Source organism: Bacteroides sp. 41_26, from assembly GCF_949740115.1.
GTDB classification, from domain to species: domain Bacteria; phylum Bacteroidota; class Bacteroidia; order Bacteroidales; family Bacteroidaceae; genus Bacteroides; species Bacteroides nordii.
In genome coordinates, this window is record NZ_CATJGZ010000069.1 from 87,930 (window position 1) to 107,740 (window position 19,811).

The 19,811-nt window shown below is 42.2% G+C and carries 8 protein-coding genes; 7 read left to right on the forward strand and 1 reads right to left on the reverse strand.

The window, feature by feature from the left end:
• Positions 1-335 precede the first annotated feature (335 nt).
• The 7 genes from susR (at position 336) to QX565_RS09560 (ending at position 15,594) form a co-directional block, all read left to right on the forward strand.
• Positions 336-1,979, forward strand: a complete 1,644-nt coding sequence (susR, locus tag QX565_RS09530; protein ID WP_289292643.1) for a SusR family glycan utilization regulator — start codon at positions 336-338, stop codon at positions 1,977-1,979.
• A 299-nt stretch (positions 1,980-2,278) separates the two neighbouring features.
• Positions 2,279-5,260: a SusC/RagA family TonB-linked outer membrane protein gene (locus QX565_RS09535; RefSeq protein ID WP_289292644.1), complete on the forward strand. Its 2,982-nt coding sequence runs from the start codon at positions 2,279-2,281 to the stop codon at positions 5,258-5,260.
• A 12-nt stretch (positions 5,261-5,272) separates the two neighbouring features.
• Positions 5,273-6,790, forward strand: a complete 1,518-nt coding sequence (locus tag QX565_RS09540) for a RagB/SusD family nutrient uptake outer membrane protein (RefSeq protein WP_289292645.1) — start codon at positions 5,273-5,275, stop codon at positions 6,788-6,790.
• 20 nt (positions 6,791-6,810) lie between these two features.
• Positions 6,811-8,289: an endo-1,6-beta-glucanase gene (locus QX565_RS09545; RefSeq protein ID WP_289292646.1), complete on the forward strand. Its 1,479-nt coding sequence runs from the start codon at positions 6,811-6,813 to the stop codon at positions 8,287-8,289.
• A gap of 30 nt (positions 8,290-8,319) precedes the next feature.
• Complete coding sequence (locus QX565_RS09550) at positions 8,320-10,341, forward strand: DUF5125 domain-containing protein (RefSeq protein WP_289292647.1); 2,022 nt, start codon at positions 8,320-8,322, stop codon at positions 10,339-10,341.
• A gap of 108 nt (positions 10,342-10,449) precedes the next feature.
• Positions 10,450-13,167, forward strand: a complete 2,718-nt coding sequence (locus QX565_RS09555) for a GDSL-type esterase/lipase family protein (protein ID WP_289292648.1) — start codon at positions 10,450-10,452, stop codon at positions 13,165-13,167.
• A gap of 201 nt (positions 13,168-13,368) precedes the next feature.
• A complete protein-coding gene (locus tag QX565_RS09560) occupies positions 13,369-15,594 on the forward strand; it encodes a glycoside hydrolase family 3 C-terminal domain-containing protein (RefSeq protein WP_289292649.1) in 2,226 nt (741 codons plus the stop codon).
• A gap of 405 nt (positions 15,595-15,999) precedes the next feature.
• Here the strand turns inward: QX565_RS09560 and QX565_RS09565 are convergent, their stop codons facing one another.
• The gene (locus QX565_RS09565) at positions 16,000-19,578 is read right to left on the reverse strand and encodes a rhamnogalacturonan lyase family protein (protein ID WP_289292650.1); all 3,579 of its coding nucleotides are present in this window, start codon (positions 19,576-19,578) and stop codon (positions 16,000-16,002) included.
• Between the last annotated feature and the right edge of the window lie 233 nt (positions 19,579-19,811).

The window sequence follows — 19,811 nt, forward strand, 5'->3', positions numbered from 1 at the left end:
CCGGGGTATCTCTTTTATCCCGGTGAAGAACGATGTACGACATGCACATCTGGTACTGCACGAGATGTGCATGTGGAACATCCCGACATGTGCATCTCGTACAGCACGACATGCACATGTCGTACATCGTTCAATTACGGTCTTTCGTTCGTTTGATTATAATGTATGATAGGAAGGGATTAAGGCAACGTAATAGGGTATTTTATCTCCGTATTGCCTGACCTTACTTTCTTTATAAGATACAAATTGATGGGTTTGTTCGTGAGGATAAAGTTTTTTATTTTATCTTTGTCTTGTTAATACTGATACTTTCATTTCAAAAATATGAAAATTAGATGACAAAGAAATGCCTCCTGTTTTTATCATTAACCCTGATTACTCACTTGGTATCTGCCAATACCAATCTCGATTCTTTGCTAAATGTACTTGATAGAGTGATTGCCGGTCACGAAGTATATGCTCAGGAAAAGGAGGCTCAGATTCGTCAGTTAACAACGACTACTCTTCAAACAAGTCCTTTCTCTATAGAACGATATAATTTGAATATGCAGCTTTATGAAGAGTATAAAGCTTTTATCTGCGATTCGGCCATCCATTATCTGAATGAAAACATACTGATTGCAGAGAAATTGGGAGATCCTATCCGGGAGGATCAGTCCAGATTAGAACTTTCTTATTTACTTTCTTCATCGGGCATGTATAAGGAGGCAGTAGACTTGCTTGAAGCTGTTGACCGTAAAACGCTTGATGATCAGTTCGTTTTGAAATATTATGCTTGTTACAATCGTGCTTACGGTGAAATGGGCTTTTATACACAGGATAAAATTAGTTCTGCCCGATACTGGAGAGTTTCTCAGGCGTATAAAGATTCGCTTAACCGTTCTTTGGACCCACAATCGGATGACTATTTGGCTCTACATGAAGATAAATTACGGGATGATCATAAATATGATGAGGCTTTGAGAGTCAATGATATGCGTTTGTCAAAAGCAACTTTTGGTACTCCTCAATACGCCATTGCAACCTATTATCGTGCCACTATCTTTCAGGAACAGGGAGATGCGGAAAAAGAGAAGTACTATTTGGCTCTTTCAGCAATTTCTGATATACAGTCGGCCACCAAAGACCATGCTTCTTTGTGGATGCTTGCCCAGGTGCTTTATGAAGAAGGAGATGTAGAACGGGCCTATCGCTATATGCGCTTTTCCTGGAATGAAACTAAATTCTATAATGCCCGTTTGCGGAGTTGGCAAAGTGCGGATGTACTTTCTCTGATTGATAAGACATATCAGGCTATGATCGAAAAACAGAACGGGCGATTGGAACAGTATGCATTGCTTATTACCATTTTGCTGGTGCTTCTGTTGGTTGCCCTGGTTTACATTTATCGTCAGGTGAAGAAATTATCCGTAGCACGTAATCATCTTCAGACAGCCAACGAACAACTAAATTCTTTGAATGAAGAGCTGAGTGCAATGAATACTTGCCTTCAGTCCACCAACCTCGAACTGTCAGAATCTAACCAGATTAAGGAAGAGTATATTGCTCGTTTTGTCAAGCTCTGCTCTACCTATATTGATAAGCTGGATGCTTATCGGCGTATGGTCAATAAAAAGATTTCTGCCGGGCAAACTGCCGATCTTTTAAAGATCACTCGTTCGCAAGATGCATTTGATAGCGAATTGGAAGAACTCTATGTGAACTTCGATACAACTTTCCTCCATATATTCCCCGATTTTGTGAAGAAGTTCAATGCCCTGTTACAGGATGACGGGCAGGTTATATTGAAACGGGGGGAATTACTGAATACAGAGTTAAGAATATTTGCATTGATCCGTCTGGGTATTGAAGATAGCTCGCAGATAGCGGAATTTCTTCGTTATTCTGTGAATACGATTTATAATTATCGCTCTAAAGTGAAAAACAAAGCTTGTATTTCACGGGATGATTTTGAGGAGAGAGTGAAAGAGATTCGTTGACAATCCGATTGGCGAAGTTATAGTGAAATATCGGTTATTTTATGGCTCGTTTTAAGTAGAAGCAGACCTGAACAGGTCTGTATCTTATTCTAATTTATCCACTTTTTATAATTGGATTTTGATTGCTATTCTTTTGCTTATCAGTGTGATAGGCTAATTGTTAATCCACTATTTCTTTAATCGTCCTATTTTGACTTACCATTCTTTATACTTTTGTTGCGTCGGTTTGCGAGAACATTTGAGTTCAAATGAAATCCGGACCAAATTAACTTTAATTGTTCAATTCTAAATTAATACGTATGAAAAAGAACAGGTGGAAATCCCTCCTTGTGAATCGAAAGGTTCTCTTTGCTTTACTGGCAATGTTTTTCTCGTTAAGTGCGTTTTCACAAAAGATTACTGTAAAAGGACAGGTACTGGATTCACAGAAAGAATCTGTTATTGGTGCCAGTGTACTGGAAAAAGGTACAACAAATGGGTCTATTACCGATCTCGATGGTAACTTTACCCTTCAGGTAAGCCCAAATGCTATTTTGGTTGTTTCTTATGTGGGCTATAAAACTCAGGAAGTAAAAGCCGCACCAACGTTGGAAGTCACTTTACATGAGGATAATGAAGTGCTGGATGAGGTGGTTGTTATCGGTTATGGTGCTGTGAAGCGAAAAGACGTGACTACCTCTATCTCAACAGTTTCTACAAAAGACCTTGACCAGCGTCCGATTGTTTCGGCAGGGCAGGCACTGCAAGGTAAGGCTGCCGGTGTTTCTGTGATGCAACCAAACGGACAGCCCGGTGGTGAGATGTCTATCCGTGTACGTGGAACAACCTCTATGAATGGAAGTAACGATCCGCTTTATGTAGTAGACGGCGTGCCGGTGGATAATATAAAGTTTCTTTCTCCCAACGATATTGAGAGTATGCAGATTCTGAAAGACGCTTCTTCGGCTTCTATCTATGGTTCACGTGCTGCGAATGGTGTCATTCTTATTACAACCAAGGCTGGTGCAACGGGTAATGCAAAGGTCTCTTTGAACGCACAGTTTGGTTTGAATAAAGTAGCCAGCAAAATGGATGCATTAAATTCTGCACAGTATAAGGAATTGCAGGACGAAATCGGACTTGTTACATTGCCTGAGGGGTTACCTGATCGTACAGACTGGTTTGATGAAACATTCAGTACCGGTAATACTCAGAATTATCAGGTATCTGTTTCAAATGGAAATGATAAAATGAAGTACTATATCTCGGCCGGTTATCTGAATGAGAAGGGCGTACTGGACATCTCCTACTATAAGCGTTATAACTTCCGTGTGAATCTGGATAATCAGATTCGTAGCTGGTTAAATGTAAGTGCTAATATTTCTTATTCGGATTATTCCAGTAATGGCGGAGGTGCTATGGGAACAGGCGCTAACCGTGGTGGTGTAATTCTGGCTGTCGTTAATACCCCTACGTATGCTCCGGTTTGGGATTCATTGAATCCGGGACAGTATTACAATAATTTCTACGGTGTGAGCAATATTACGAATCCATTAGAGAATATGGCCCGCTCAAAAAACAATAAAGACCGTGAAAACCGTTTACTGGCATCGGGTAATGTCTTGGTTACGATTATCCCTCAGTTGAAGTTCAAATCAACTTTCACCATCGACCGTCGGAATGCGATCAGTACTACCTTTCTTGATCCTATCTCCACAGCCTGGGGACGTAATCAATATGGTGAAGGTTCCGACTCACGCAACATGAATACCGTATTGACCTTTGACAATATCCTGACTTACAATCAGAACTTCAAAAAACACGGATTGGAAGTGATGGGTGGTTCATCATGGACGGATTCCGATTATACCAATAGCTATATTAATGGTTCTCATTATCGTAATGATCTGATACAGACATTGAATGCTGCTAACAAAATATCCTGGAACAATACAGGCTCGGGAGCTTCTCAATGGGGAATTATGTCTTTCTTTGCCCGTGCTGCCTACAATTATGACAGCAAGTATTTGTTTACTGCCAATGTACGTGCCGATGGTTCTTCCAAACTGCATCCCGATCATCGTTGGGGAGTATTCCCGTCATTCTCTGCCGCATGGCGTCTTTCGTCCGAAGCGTTTATGAAGGATCTTACCTGGCTGGACGATTTAAAGATTCGCGGCGGATGGGGACAGACCGGTAACCAATCGGGAATAGGAGACTATGCTTATCTGCAACGTTACAATATAAATCGTGTGGACTGGACAGTGAAAGAAGATGTTAATGCACTTCCAACGATTAGTCAGGCCAACCTGCGTACTTCCGATTTAAAGTGGGAGACTACTTCACAGACCAACATTGGTATTGACCTTACCGTACTGAACGGTCGGTTAACTTTCAACATGGACTACTATTATAAGAAGACAAAGGACATGCTGATGAATGTATCGTTGCCAGCCGGTGCTGCCGCAGCCAATTCTATTGCCCGCAATGAGGGAGAAATGACAAATAAGGGGTTTGAGTTTGCGGTCAGTTCCAAAAACTTCAGAGGTGAATTTGAATGGAATACTGATTTCAATATCTCTTTTAATAAGAATAAGTTGACTAAACTGGAGCTTCAGAAAGTATATTACGATGCAAAAACCAGCGATTTTACCAATGATTATGTAGTACGTAATGAACCGGGTCGTTCATTGGGTGGATTTTATGGATATATCAGTGATGGTGTAAATCCGGAAACGGGTGAATTGATGTACCGGGACCTGAATGGGGATGGTAAGATCACTACATCGGATCGTACCTATATCGGTGATCCGAATCCTGACTTTACATATGGTATGACAAATACATTCTCCTGGAAAGGTTTCAACCTGAGTATCTTTATCCAGGGTTCTTACGGGAATGATATTTTCAATGCTTCCCGTATCGAGACAGAGGGTATGTATGATGGGAAAAACCAGTCTACCCGGGTGTTGAACCGTTGGAAAATTCCCGGACAGATTACAGATGTACCCAAAGCCGGTTTCGACCTGAAGAACTCCACTTACTTTATAGAAGATGGAAGCTATCTGCGTCTGAAGGATGTTTCTTTGTCTTATAACTTTAGAGGCAAGTTGCTGAAACAATGGGGTATAACCCGCCTACAACCTTATTTTACTGCATCCAATTTGCTGACGTGGACCAACTACTCCGGTATGGACCCGGAAGTGAATCAGTGGGGAAACAGCGGTTCGGTACAAGGTATCGATTGGGGAACTTATCCGCATTGCAGAACATTTACGTTTGGCCTTAATGTTGAATTCTAAAAAAGAGATTGTATGAAACTAAAGTATATATTTTGTGGATTAACATCCAGCTTGCTATTGAGCCTGGGTTCCTGCTCATTAGATTATAGTCCGCTCGATACCTATTCTGATCTGACAGAAGGAGTAGGAGATACCGGAAGTAAGGTTGTATTCAAAGATAAAGCAGCCGTAGAGAGCCACCTGACCACTATTTACAAACAAATGCAGGATCGCCAGGAACACTGGTATGTAGATTTGTTGTTGATTTCGGATTCACACTCTGATAATGCGTATGCCGGAACGACCGGTGCGGAAGTAGTACCTTTTGAAAATAACTCTATCGAAGGTTCCAATCCTGTGTTGAGCCGCGACTGGGATCGCTATATGGAGGATATTGCCCGTGCCAATAAGCTGATCTGTAATATTGATGCTGTGACGGACAATGCACTGACTTCTGCTGAGCGTTTACAATACAAGGCAGAGGCAAAGATTTTCCGGGCAATGGTTATGTTTGATATGGTACGTCTCTGGGGAGACTTCCCGGTGATCATTACAGAAGCTGCTGACATTACCTCTGAAACTGTTGGTGATGTTTATCCTGAATACTTTCCTCCTCAGAATACGGAACTGGAAGCTTATCAGCAAATAGAGAAAGATTTGCTGGATGCAGTAAAGAATGCACCGGACAACAATCCCGGTAATAAGAAACTGTTCACCAAATCAGTAGCCCGTACATTGCTTGCAAAGATCTATGCGGAAAAACCTTTGAGAGACTATACCAAGGTGATTCAGTATTGTGATGAGGTTACTGCTGATGGTTTTGAACTGGTAGATAATTTTAATGACCTGTTTGGTATGAATGCAGCAGGTAACGATGCTAAAATGAGAAATACAAAGGAATCTATCCTTGAGGCACAGTTTGAGGGAACCGGTAACTGGTGTACCTGGATGTTCGGACGTGACCTGGCGAATTGGAACAATAACTTTACCTGGGCCAAATGGGTAACTCCTTCACGTGACCTGATCAATGCGTTCAAATCCGAAGGTGACGAAGTGCGTTTCAATGAATCAGTTGTTTACTATGATTGTACATGGAGTAACTATTATCCGGCGGACAATTATCCATTCATGTATAAATGCCGTTCTGCATTCAGTAGTATTATCAAATATCGTTATGCCGATGTACTACTTTTGAAAGCAGAGGCCCTGATCATGAAGGAGACTCCGGATCTGGAAGGAGCTGCCAAGATCATTGATCAGATACGTGAACGTGCAAAGTTAAGCAAACTTTCTTCTTCTGTGCGTACAGACAAAGACAGAATGTTGAATGCGTTGTTAAAGGAGCGCCGTCTTGAATTGGCTTTTGAAGGTCAGCGTTGGTTTGACCTGGTACGTTTGGATAAAGTAGAAGAGGTGATGAATGCTGTTTACGCTAAAGATAGCGGCCGCAAAAGTCAGGTTTATCAGTTCGATGTGGACTCTTACAGACTTCCGATTCCTCAGACAGTAATCGATGCAAACGACAAAATACACCAAAACCCCGGATATTAACCCTAAAACAAATAATGATTATGATAAATATGAGAAACTTGGCATTGACATTTCTTGGATGCTTCACTATATTGGCTGCTTGCAGCAACAGCGATGATGCAGAAACTCCGGTAACTCCTCCCGTAGGAGGTGATGTGACTATTTATGCAACAACAGAGAGCCTGACTAAGGACCTTACCCGTGATGGTGTATACTTTAGTAATAAAGACAACATGGCTCCTACTAATATAGTTCTTGATCCTGCTACCCGTTATCAGGATATGGAAGGCTTTGGGGTAGCCATTACCGGCTCTACCTGCTACAACCTCTTGTTGATGACTCCTACTGACAGAATAAAATTCCTGACGGAAACTTTCTCTGATACCAATGGATATGGATTCAGTTATATTCGTATTGCGATTGGTTGTTCCGATTTCTCTCTGAGTGAATACACCTGCTGTGATACCGAAGGCCTTGAGAATTTTGCTCTTCAGAATGAAGAAACAAAGTATATTATTCCTATCTTGAAGGAGATTCTGGCCATTAATCCTACGATTAAGATTTTAGGTTCTCCCTGGACTTGTCCGCTGTGGATGAAGGTGAATAACCTGTCTGACAAAGAACCGTTTCACTCATGGACAAACGGACAGTTGAATCCTGATTATTACGGAGATTATGCCACTTACTTTGCAAAATGGGTAGAAGCATTCAAGGCACAAGGCATTAATATCTATGCTGTAACTCCGCAGAATGAACCGTTGAATCGTCAAAACTCAGCTTCTCTTTATATGAGTTGGGAAGAACAGAGAGATTTTGTGAAGGAACTTGGCCCGAAAATGGAAAGTCTGGGTGTGAAGATCTATGCTTATGATCACAACTATAACTATGATAATATTGAAGATCAGCAGAGCTATCCTACTAAAATTTATGAAGACGCTGAAGCCAGCAAATACATCACGGGAGCTGCTTACCATAATTATGGCGGTAACCGTGAAGAGTTGAACAACATTCACAAGGCCAATCCGGAAAAGAGCCTGTTGTTTACCGAAACCTCTATTGGTACCTGGAATAGCGGACGCGACCTTCGGAAACGCCTTTTGGAAGATATGCGTGAAGTGGCATTGGGAACGGCTAATAACTGGTGTAAAGGGGCTATCGTATGGAACCTGATGCTGGATAACGATCGTGGCCCTAACCGTGAAGGTGGTTGCCAGACTTGCTATGGTGCTGTTGATATCAACAATAGCGATTACAAAACGATCACACGCAATTCTCATTATTATATTATTGCACATATGTCTACGGTAGTTAAACCCGGCGCTATACGTATCGGAACAAGTGGTTATACAGATAGTGACCTGACCTATTCTGCCTTTGAGAATCCCGATGGAACCTATGCTTTTGTGCTTGTGAACAACAATGACCAGAAGAAAAAAATTACGATCAGTGATGGTAGCCGGCACTTCTCTTATGATGTACCAGGCAGATCAGTAACCTCTTATCGTTGGGCGAAGAAATAACAGGAAAAACAATCAGTAAAGTAGACCAATATGAAAAAGAATATATATTTAGCATTGGCGTTGGCGGGAGTACTGTCTGTAACCTCCTGTAACGATGATGAGTGGAATCCGGGAAATCCGGGTATGGATGTGAAGACGGAGGATGCTGACGCATTGTTTGGTGATAGCTTGCCATTCACAGTGAAAGCTTCCGATCTGGAAGTACCTTTGTCTACCCTGAAAGCACAGCTTTTCTATGGTGAAGAGAAAGTTTCTGAAACGGTGATCCGTACCAAAACAAGTGGTGAAGACTATACCGGGAAGATTTATATTCCCTTCTTGCCAAATATCGCAAATGGAAAGGCAACACTGAAATATGTTTTGCAGAATATCCATTTTACTACTACTGAAACAGAGCAGGAGATATCATTGGCACGTCCGGATTTCCCTTATCTGACTTTGGTAACCGAAGATAATGTAGAGTACAGGATGGAGCGTACAGAGGCGTTCCAATATAACGTGACAAACGAATTCCCTCAGAAATTGAAAGCTTATATCAAGGCTCCCAAAATGGGAGAGAATGGGAATGAACTTGTGTTTGGCTGGGACAATGATAACCAGATAGCAGTGAGGGGAGACAATACGATCGCTTTCTCCAATACTGATCCGGGGGCTTACGAGATTAAGTTCAATACATTCTCATATGAGGCTTCTCCTTTTGTAAAGTTACTGGTGAACGGTGAAGAGATGGACATGGTAGATGCCAATACATACACAATGGACCTTAGCCTGAAGACTAATGACTTGCTTGAAATAACAGGGGTTCCCGATTATGACAATTGGTACATTGATCCTGATTACTTCTCTAAAGAAGCAGATGGAAAATTGAAATTCCTTCCGATTGGTGGTTCTTATCGTATCAAAGCTGATATGAAGTTGCAGTATTTCAGTATTGTTGCCCTGAAAGATGGCGCTCCGGCAGCTTTACAAACAGATGGTACGGGAGCAATCTGGGTGATTGGTGACGGTGTAGGTAAACCTTCTTTGTCCGGAAAGGAAGTGGGTTGGACTACCGAGAATGGTTTGTGCATGTCACAGATTACAGCTAAGAAATATCAGATAACACTGGTAGCCGGACGTTCACTCAAGGCAAGTAGCATAAACTTTAAGTTCTTCCACCAGCAAGGTTGGGGAGGTGAGTTTGGAAGTGATGCGCTTACTACGAGCAGTGATTTGGTTGGCATCGGTACTGGTGGCGATACCGGGCATGATAATGGTAATTTATATCTGCTTGACGGGAAGTCGTTTACAGAAGGACATGCCTATAAGTTTGTGGTAGATGTCACGAAGGGAATCAGTAGTGCTGTATTGACCGTAACTGATGAAGGTGCACAGCAAATAGAAATAGAGAATATAAACTTTGGTGGAGTGAAAATGGCTTCAACAGATGGAGAGACTTATACGGCAACTTTGGCTATGACTCAAAACCAATCTGTTACGGTTACCGGCATTGACGATCTTGCATCATGGTATGTAGATCCCGACTTCTTTACGAATAATGACGGGCAACTAACATTCCTGCCTGTTGGAGGCGATTATCAGGCCGTAGCCAATATTTCTACAAAAGTTCTGTCCGCTGTTCGTATGAGTGGAGGTGCGCTGGCTGGATTGGATAATGATGGACACGGCAGCATATTAGTTCTCGGATGGGGATTGGCTCGCTCTTCCATGGATAATCAGTTTGCCTGGGATCTTAATAGTGCCTATCGCATGGCGGAAATATCTCCGAAGGTGTATCGTTTTAGTGGAGTAGTCGGGCCAGAAGCACCGTCCGCTATAGGTAAACGTATCCGCTGTGATTACATCAGCTGTAAGTTTTATGCCAGCAATGGTTGGGATTATGAATTGAAGCTTACCGTAGCAGATGACTCCAAAGACCTGATAGAAATTAGTGGGGATGGAAATATTGGATATAAAGCCGGAGCTACCCTCGAAGATGGAGTAGAAGCCGTGCTGACACTGGATATGACTGCCGGTAATGATAAAGGTATTATTTCTTTAGTCAGGAAATAAGTAAATATAGGTAAGAAGATTGTTTATGGAAATTTATCCTTGCTACCTGAAAATCTCGGGTAGCAAGGATATTCAAAGAACTTATTAACACATTAATCTATTATAATCATGAAGAATATACTACTTTTATTACTAACATTCTGTTGCTCTGTTCTTCAGGCACAGACTTTGACACAAACGCTTTATTTTGATTTTGGCTCTCAGATAGCAGCTCAGGGAACTCTGACGGAAGGCCCCGATGCAAATAATCATTATTGGAATAATATAACCAATAACACAACGGAAAATAAATATGCAGTTGCCGGTACTGTTTATCCGTCTTTAATCAATGCTGAAAATACTTCAACCAATTATACATTAACATTGGATACCCGTTTTTCTACAAACGGTAAAAGCGGTGGAGGCGGATTGCTTGAACCTACAGTCGAAGATTTAGGAGATCTTGCCATTGCATCTGCTACAGAAGATTATTTCTTTATTGAGTCCGGTGAGGATAATAGTAGCTTTACTTTTTCTAATCTGGACCCGCAGAAAGGATATAAATTCTATGCATTCGGAAGCCGGAAAGCGGATGATGTACGTACAGCATACTATACAATGTCGGGACTAAACCTGTATAAAGGTGAACTGCAGATAGCCGGAAAAGATTGTGGAGGAACAGGTATTAACCAGAATATAAAGAATGTCTGTACGTCAGAGCTAATTTATCCGGATGATGATGGTAAGATAAAGTTCACCATTTCAAGAAAGACCGGAGCTTATATTGCTTTGAATGTATTAAAGATAGAAGAATATGCTGGTGGTGAACGTCCCGAACCGGCAGTTGACTATACTTCATTATCAATCAGTGGTACAGCCACAGAAGAAGGAACGGATATTCCGATGCATATGGTGTCTGCCGATGGAACATTAACGAATGTTTTTGAACTCTATACTTCGTTGAAAGCCGGAGAATTTTCTTTTAAAAGTATCACCAAAGAAGGAAAAAGTGTAAACTGGGGGGCAGGAAGCAATGATGATGTGTTGGCTACGGATGGAAGTGCCATTACTACTGCTGCAATTGGTGAAGCGCTTATAACAGTGGATCTTGCCAAGAAAACGTATACTATTGTTCCCATTCAGGAATGGAGTCTTGTTGGAAGTGTCACTCCCGGTGGCTGGGATCAGACTAAAGGAGTTCCTTTAACTTATCAGGGTAAAGGTGTATGGAATGGAAAAGTGGAACTTAGCAGAATATCTGGTGCCAGTGATCGTGAACGTTTTATTTTTGTGATGAACAAGAGTTGGGACAATCAGATGAAGCGTGTAAAAGGGACTGCAAATGAAGTCGCTTTGTCTACTCAGGGATATGCAGTGGAAGATATAAATATCAATCATGGTACATATAATGTAACGCTTGATCTTCGCAACTATGTTTATTACATTGATTGTGGCGATGGGGTTGATCCTTATAAAATATCAATGATGGGATCTTCGGTTGCAAATGGCCAGGGAGCAACCTCTAATCAGGGTTATGCATATATGTATGGTGAGATGTTAGAGGGACGGTTTAGCGATCAGGTAAGTACTTTTCCCTGGTTTGTATCGGGCATCTCTGTGAATGGAAATAATACACTGAACTTATTGGGACGTTTCAACGACCTGATCCATGATTGCGGTGAATACGTTATTTTTGGTCTCTCTTTGGGCAATGAGGGTATTCATGAGGCAACGGATAAGCAGGCTACTTTCGATCAGTTTAAAACCAACATGCAAACTCTTATTCAGAAAGCGCGCGAGAGTGGTAAATATCCTCTGATAACAAATAGCTATACTCGTGGAGATTTCACTGCAAGTGATTATGAATTTGTGAAACAGATGAATCTGCTGATTCATGAATGGGATCTTCCGTCGGTTAATCTGTTGGGAGCAATTGATAACGGAAACGGTCAATGGGCGGATGGCTACCAGGTTGACGGTGACATTTATCATCCTACCACCGAAGGACATCGTGAGTTCTTTTACGCCATGGTTCCCTCTCTGTTTGATGCCATAAAGGCAGGTAAAACTTTACCGCAACGTGTATCGGGTACTTCATGTAGCTTGAAAAACGGTTCGTATCTGGAGTTTACTTCTGAAAATGAGGTACATCCGTTTACCGTCTCTTTTAAAATTAAAGGGGGTGAGGCCGGTACAATTGCCTCATTTGTAAATGCTGCTGCAGAAGGAAAGCTGATTGTCAATAAGACCGGAGAAATCGTATATCAATCACCGGTTAATGGAGAGATTTTAAGCAAGGCGGGTATCAGTGATGGCGAATGGCATACTGTGTCACTGGCACATTATTATGCACAGGGACGTACGCTACTTTATGTAGACAACGTATTGGAGGGAGAACTGAAAGAAAAACTGACTGCCGGTAAATTTACACTTGGTGATAAAACGTCCAATGTTGAGAGATCATACAGCGAACTGTTTTTCTATCGTTCTGCAATGAACGCGGAAGAGATTGCGGGTTTGTGTGAAGGAGATATGCTGAAGTCAAGTCTGGAGATTTATGCTCCGTTGGACGGGACGAAAGGGAGCATGGAGAACCTTGCCCAGAGTATGAATACAGTTACTTTGAAGTCTGCTCCCACAGGTATTGCTCCGGAGCTTGCCGATGCAATAACGGTACGGGGAATGAAGGGCAGTATTGCTATTGACAGCCTTGTGGAGACTCCTGTTAAAATTTACACAGGAGAAGGGCGTCTTGTTTATGAAGCCTCTGTAATGGGCTGTACTACGGTTCATAATCTGACTATGGGTGTCTACCTTGTAAATGGAAATAAGGTTGTGGTAAAATAACAGATAAGAGGATTGCTGCGCTTTGTACCTGCCATATTACTTAATTGAGGAACGGCAGGTATATGCAATTCTTAATGTTAGTGAATTTGTTTAATAAAAAGGAACTTGTTTGTCGTTTAACTAATATATTTATAGCTAAATAACTGGTACACGACGAAACGTCTCGTTTTAATTTTTTTGTATAATAAGTAAAATAGTATCATGAAAGTAAGATCAATGTTATTGGGCTTGTCCCTGACTGCTCTGCCTGTTTTTGCGCAGACCCCGGTTTATCTTGACGATAGCAAGCCGATAGAAGAGAGAGTAGAGGATGCCCTATCCCGAATGACAGTGGAGGAGAAAGTAGCCATGACGCATGCACAGTCAAAATTCAGTTCCCCGGGTGTGGCGCGTTTGGGTATTCCTGAGTTTTGGATGACAGACGGACCTCACGGTATACGTCCCGAAGTGTTGTGGGATGAATGGGATCAGGCTGGCTGGACCAATGATTCTTGTGTGGCTTTTCCGGCTTTAACTTGTCTGGCTGCTACCTGGGATCCGACAGTGTCTATGCTCTACGGAAAAAGTATCGGAGAAGAAGCCCGCTATCGCAATAAAACCGTTTTGTTGGGACCGGGTGTGAATATCTATCGTACACCGTTGAATGGGCGTAATTTTGAATATATGGGTGAAGATCCTTATCTGGCAGGACGTATGGTCGTTCCTTATATACAGGGAGTACAAAAGAATGGAGTGGCTGCCTGTGTGAAGCATTATGCGTTGAATAACCAGGAAGTGAATCGCCACACTACAAATGTGATAGTAGATGACCGTGCTCTGTACGAAATATATCTGCCTGCTTTTAAGGCAGCCGTTCAGGAAGGTAACACATGGGCTATCATGGGTTCTTATAATTTGTACAAAGATCAGCATGGTTGCCATAATCAATACCTGCTGAATGACATATTAAAAGGTGAATGGGGATTCGATGGTGTAGTTGTATCCGATTGGGGAGGTGTACATGACACAGACCAGTCTATAACCAACGGACTTGACATGGAGTTTGGTAGCTGGACCAATGGTTTGTCTAACGGTACGAGTAATGCTTATGACAATTATTATCTGGCGCAACCTTATCTCGAACGTATAAAGTCGGGTAAAGTAGGTACAAAAGAGTTGGATGATAAGGTACGCCGTATTCTTCGTCTGGCCTTCCGTACAACAATGGATCGTAACCGTCCTTATGGTACAATGAGATCACCGGAACACTATGAAGCTGCCCGTAAGATAGGTGAAGCGGGTATTGTATTGTTACAAAATAACAACGATCTGTTACCTATCGATCTTGATAATACAAAAAAAATTGCCGTGATCGGTGAGAATGCTGTAAAGATGATGACTGTAGGTGGTGGTTCTTCCTCTTTGAAAGTGCAACGTGAAATCTCTCCGCTGGATGGCATTCGCAACCGCGTTGGTAATAAGGCAGAAGTTGTCTATGCGCGCGGTTATGTAGGTGATGCAAGTGGCGAGTACAACGGTGTCGTTTCAGGGCAGAATCTGAAAGATGACCGTACTCCGGAGGAACTTATTGCTGAGGCTGTACGTGTGGCAGGCGAAGCGGATTATGTAATATTCATTGGAGGGCTAAACAAAAGTGCGCATCAGGATTGTGAGGACTCTGACCGTGCCGGACTTGGTTTACCGTACGATCAGGATAAAGTTATTACAGAACTCGTCAAAGCTAATAAGAATCTGATTGTAATCAATATCTCCGGTAATGCTGTTGCAATGCCTTGGGTGAAAGAAGTCCCCGCTATTTTGCAGGCATGGTTTTTAGGTTCGGAGGCAGGGACAGCTATCGCTGCTGTATTGACTGGTGATGTGAATCCGTCCGGTAAATTACCTTTTACCTTTCCTGCTAAGTTGGAAGACGTGCCCGCACATCAGCTGGGCGAGTATCCCGGCAATGAAAAGGTAGGTAACATTGTCAACGAGAAGTACAATGAAGGTATTTTCGTAGGGTATCGTTGGACCGATAAACAGAAGAAGGTGAAGCCACTCTTTCCGTTTGGTTATGGGTTGAGTTATACTACATTTGAATATGGTAAACCGGTTGCCGATAAGAAAACGATGTCTGCCGATGATACAATTACTTTTACGGTATCTGTGAAGAATACTGGTACCCGTGAAGGTCAGGAAGTAGTTCAGCTCTATATCAGTGATAAAAAATCATCTTTGCCCCGTCCTGTTAAAGAGTTGAAAGGTTTTGATAAAGTAAAGCTCGCTCCGGGTGAGGAAAAGACCGTATCATTTACGATTGCTAAAGATGCCCTGAGTTTCTTCGATGACGCCAAACATGAATGGGTGGCCGAACCGGGTAAGTTTGAAGCTGTAATAGCTGCCTCTGCCGCCGATATTAAAGGGGTAGTTCCTTTTGAATTGAAATAAAAAGATCTTTAAACAGATACTTGCTTATTGATAAGCAATACATCCTGCGCACTTGTTTTCATTTCGTCTGTTTATCAGAGAGTGAGAGTGCGTAGGATGTTTTTTCTTTTATACAGGGTCTATGCTGTTTATCTGATTAGTATAAGTTTCATTTTGTTTCATCGTATTGAGAATTTTGTTTCAATGCTTTGAGAGTTTTTTCTCAACGTATTGAGAAACTTTTCTCAATGCATTGAGAAGGTTGTTCCATATGCTTTGAGAAAAAGATCAGTGTATTATAGTTATACTACTGATAACGGTTGGTTACTGGGCTATTTTATCTCTAAATCAAGTTTACAAAATTTGTAAGCCCATCATTGAAATACTGTTTATCAATGATGGGCTTTATTTCGTTTTTATTCTATTTTATCGTATAATCTTCCTAACAGTTCTTACTCCGTCAGCAACTACAGAGAGCAGGTAAACGCCTTTTTTCAGTTCTTCCAGACCTTCAAGCTTAATTTCTCCGTTTCCTTGAAACTTATTTGTTGTGTGATATACACACAAACCATCCTGAGAATAAACACGAATGTTGCAGGATGTATTATTCATGTCTGTATAACGGATAACAATGCCCTCGGAAATAAGAGTGAAAGGTATTTCAATATTACTTTGCTCTTCCGTTATAGAGGGTTGTGATATGCCTGTAGGGTTGGATTGTTGGTTTTTTACATAGTCACGCAAATAATATCCCAAATGAGGGGGCTGATTATATGCCACATTCTGCCAGCAGATAGACATTCTGTAAATATGATCGTGCATCAGGCACGGAACCCGATACGGAGAGGTAAACGGAGTAGAGAAGATCATCAGATTACTCTTGGTGGCTTCATCATAATAGATACACTCTTCTCGCCAGTCTCCGAAGATATCGGCTTGCAGCGAAGGGGTGTCTTTAATGAGGTTTACGCCGCAACCATAAGTCGATACGAAGTTGGTCACGGTAGCACAGCTGGAGGTTGCATTTACCCATTTAGAGATAACTCCTTTTTCCTGTACTTCCTCAGATAGATTTCCTGTCCAGTATGTGCGGAAATTGACGGGGGGACGTTTCCCTGAAATAGAGTCGCCATCGCAGTTGAAGGTTATATTGTTGTAAGAGCTGCCATCGCTACTTAGATTGAACTTAGCCAGAGACCAATATTCGGCACCACGTGAAAGCGAATCGATATCTGCACAAAGACCACGGCCGATGTCTGCCCCCATTTTACGTCCCGAAAGTATTTCTCCGGTCCGGGCATCACGCATTTCAAAACCATAAGCAGCCGACTTTTCTTCGTGTACCATAAATACTTCCAGACCATCACGATCCGGGATGAAGTCACCTAAATGAAGAGCGTCTCCGTGTCCCAATCCCGTACGATAGAGTAACGAACCGTCGTGATCGATACAGCAGGCACCATAAACTATCTCATCGCATCCGTCACCATCTACATCTCCTACGGCAAGGCTATGGGCACCTTCACCATAGGCATCTTGCCCTTTGACGGTGGATGCGTGCATCCATTTTTTCTTCAACTCCTTACCATCAAAATCCCAGGCACAGAGATAAGCGGCTGTATAATATCCCCGGCACATCACAAGACTTGGTTTCTTTCCGTCCAGATAGGCAACACATGCCAGATAGCGTTCGCTTCGGTTTCCGTAACTGTCACCCCATGCTGAGTCTGAGATGATATTGCGACTTGGTTCATAAGCTACGGTAGAGAGTTCTTTACCGGTGCTTCCTTCAAAAACAGTCAGATACTCCGGCCCTGTTTTTATAACCCCTTTCTTACCACCATAGGTTCCACGATAATCGGCAGTAGGATCGTCACTACCCATTATTACATGGTTTCCTTGTCCATCAATGGTTCCCGGGGCTGTCTTACAAGCTACTTCGGCTTTACCGTCACCGTCCAGATCATAGACCATAAATTGAGTATAGTGAGCACCGGCACGGATATTAACCCCCAGATCTATTCTCCATAATTTGGTTCCATTCAGTTTATAACAATCAAGATAAACATTGCCGGTGTAGTTCTGGCTGCCATTCTGCCCATTGTCGCATTGATTAGTGGGGTCCCATTTCAGGATAATTTCATATTCACCGTCTCCGTCTACATCACCTACACTTGCGTCTCCTGGGGTGTAGGTATAACTACTACCTTGAACTGTGCCTCCTTGAGGGCGGTCGAGAGGAATGTTCAGGTATCCTTTTTCCAAAACTAATGCTGCAGCGGTTTCAACTACTTTGCCGGCACTCAATGTTTCGACTGTATAGTTTGAATTAACTGATCCTTCAGCATCCAGATAATTGGTACGTGATGAGAGGGGCAGAGTATTTAGTTTTGTACCGTCGCGATATATATTAAAAGCAATATCATCGGGATCTGTGGCAAGCCAACGCCAGTTTACCAGCATTCCATCGTTGGTGTAGGTTGCAATGGCTCCCCGGTTCAGATGCTCCGGATCGAGTACTTGCGGCCCACATTCTCTGGCAATCACAATATATTCGGAAACTTCTTCCGACGGAAGCATTCCCTCTTTTACAGCGATTGCTTTAAGTGTGGTGGTTGTATTCAAAGAGAACCCTTCTGTATATACAGAGGCTGAAGGGGATAAGGCGGAGCCGTCTTTACAGTAATAAATGGTAGCTCCATGGGTGGGACAGCTGATTGTTACATTATTATCGGTGTCATAACTGATAACGGGATTTTCCACTTGTGCGGGTACGGTATATTCACTTTTTGTTGCAGCCAGATAAGAAGCTGCATTTGTGATCAGCGTTTTTGCATCAGAAGTTAATGTTTCGATTGCGGAATAAGAGAGGGGAATGAGTATATAGCCATTTTTTCCGTTACTCTGTTTATGCTCATGTATGGCATTGTATCCGTTTGAGGCATTGGTAGCAAGTACTTCATCCGAAGCGATAATCTCTTTAGGAGAGGTATAGCTCTGTACATTATTACTTGTTTTTGCTGTACCGTCAAAGAGAGTGATGGTACCGTCAGAATTGATGCCTTTGAATAGAGAGTGTGTTTTAAATGCATCGGATACTATGATTTGATTCCATCCTGTAGAACCGGCTGTGGGGTTTATTGCACTGGCCCAGTTCCAGGACGCACTTCCATAATAAAACGCTTTTAAATTTAACATTGGAACTTTTCCTACCAGGTCTGATAGAGCTATACCAAATTTATTTGTACTGGCAACAGACTCAGAAGCAACTACCAGATCGTACTCTTTTAAGCTCTCTTTATAATAAGTGCCCGGGATGGAGTTGTAGTTGTTTGCATCAATCGTTGTTACTGTGAACGATTTCACCAATGTCAGATAGACCGGATCTTTGGTAATGGAGTAATTGGAATATTGAGAATCGTAGACGTAGGCGGCATTAGGAAGATTCTGAGAATTTGCAATGAAAGCTACGTAATACAAGCGACTGTCGGCTCCACTTGTGCAAGTTTCCTCTGCCCAGGAGGTGACAGTGATGGTATACCGTTCGGCAGGGATCAAATCAGAGGTCTCAAGCACACCTGCCTCATTGGCATCGCTTCCTCCTAACAGAGTAATATTTGTTCCTGCATTGCCGGAAACAACGGCACGCACATAGCGGGTTGCGGCACTACCACTTTGAAAGGCTAATTTCAGTCCGGAGATACCAGTGACGGTAAATACAGCTCCTTTATTGTTATTAGCTCCTTTAACGTCCAGCCAGTCCGATTCCATAGTGACGGTGCCGTCAGTAAGTGCATCGGGAAATGTAGCCGAACGGGATGAATAATAAGCGAAAGTTCCTGATCCTTTTCCATCAAGGCACCAACCTTCATTATAAGCGGCGGTTAACCCCTCTGAATTGGTGTAAAGGACAAAAGATTCTGAGAACGATTTTACGGCAGCCTGCAGGGATAAAGCGCTGCACAAAAAAAGTAAAGAGAGGAAAAGTCTCCAATAGTTTTTCATAATTGATTGGTTTTTAAAGTATCACATCATAAAACTTATCACAAAAGTATCTCATGTAGAGGAAATAGACGGGTACATATTTTCCTATAAAGTGGAAAAATTGGGATTTCTTTAGAGAAAGGTGGATAAAATGATTTACTGAATAGAATAGGGGGGGATATATAGATCAGATAATGAAAAAGCTCATCTGGCTGATACTTTTTGCCAGATGAGCTTTTACTGCTGTTTTTTGT

Coding starts and splice junctions, on each gene's coding strand:
- QX565_RS09550 (WP_289292647.1), top strand. CDS start 8,320: ATGAAAAAGAATATATATTTAGCATTGGCGTTGGCGGGAGTACTGTCT.
- QX565_RS09545 (WP_289292646.1), top strand. CDS start 6,811: ATGATAAATATGAGAAACTTGGCATTGACATTTCTTGGATGCTTCACT.
- QX565_RS09540 (WP_289292645.1), top strand. CDS start 5,273: ATGAAACTAAAGTATATATTTTGTGGATTAACATCCAGCTTGCTATTG.
- QX565_RS09535 (WP_289292644.1), top strand. CDS start 2,279: ATGAAAAAGAACAGGTGGAAATCCCTCCTTGTGAATCGAAAGGTTCTC.
- QX565_RS09560 (WP_289292649.1), top strand. CDS start 13,369: ATGAAAGTAAGATCAATGTTATTGGGCTTGTCCCTGACTGCTCTGCCT.
- QX565_RS09565 (WP_289292650.1), bottom strand. CDS start 19,578: ATGAAAAACTATTGGAGACTTTTCCTCTCTTTACTTTTTTTGTGCAGC.
- susR (WP_289292643.1), top strand. CDS start 336: ATGACAAAGAAATGCCTCCTGTTTTTATCATTAACCCTGATTACTCAC.
- QX565_RS09555 (WP_289292648.1), top strand. CDS start 10,450: ATGAAGAATATACTACTTTTATTACTAACATTCTGTTGCTCTGTTCTT.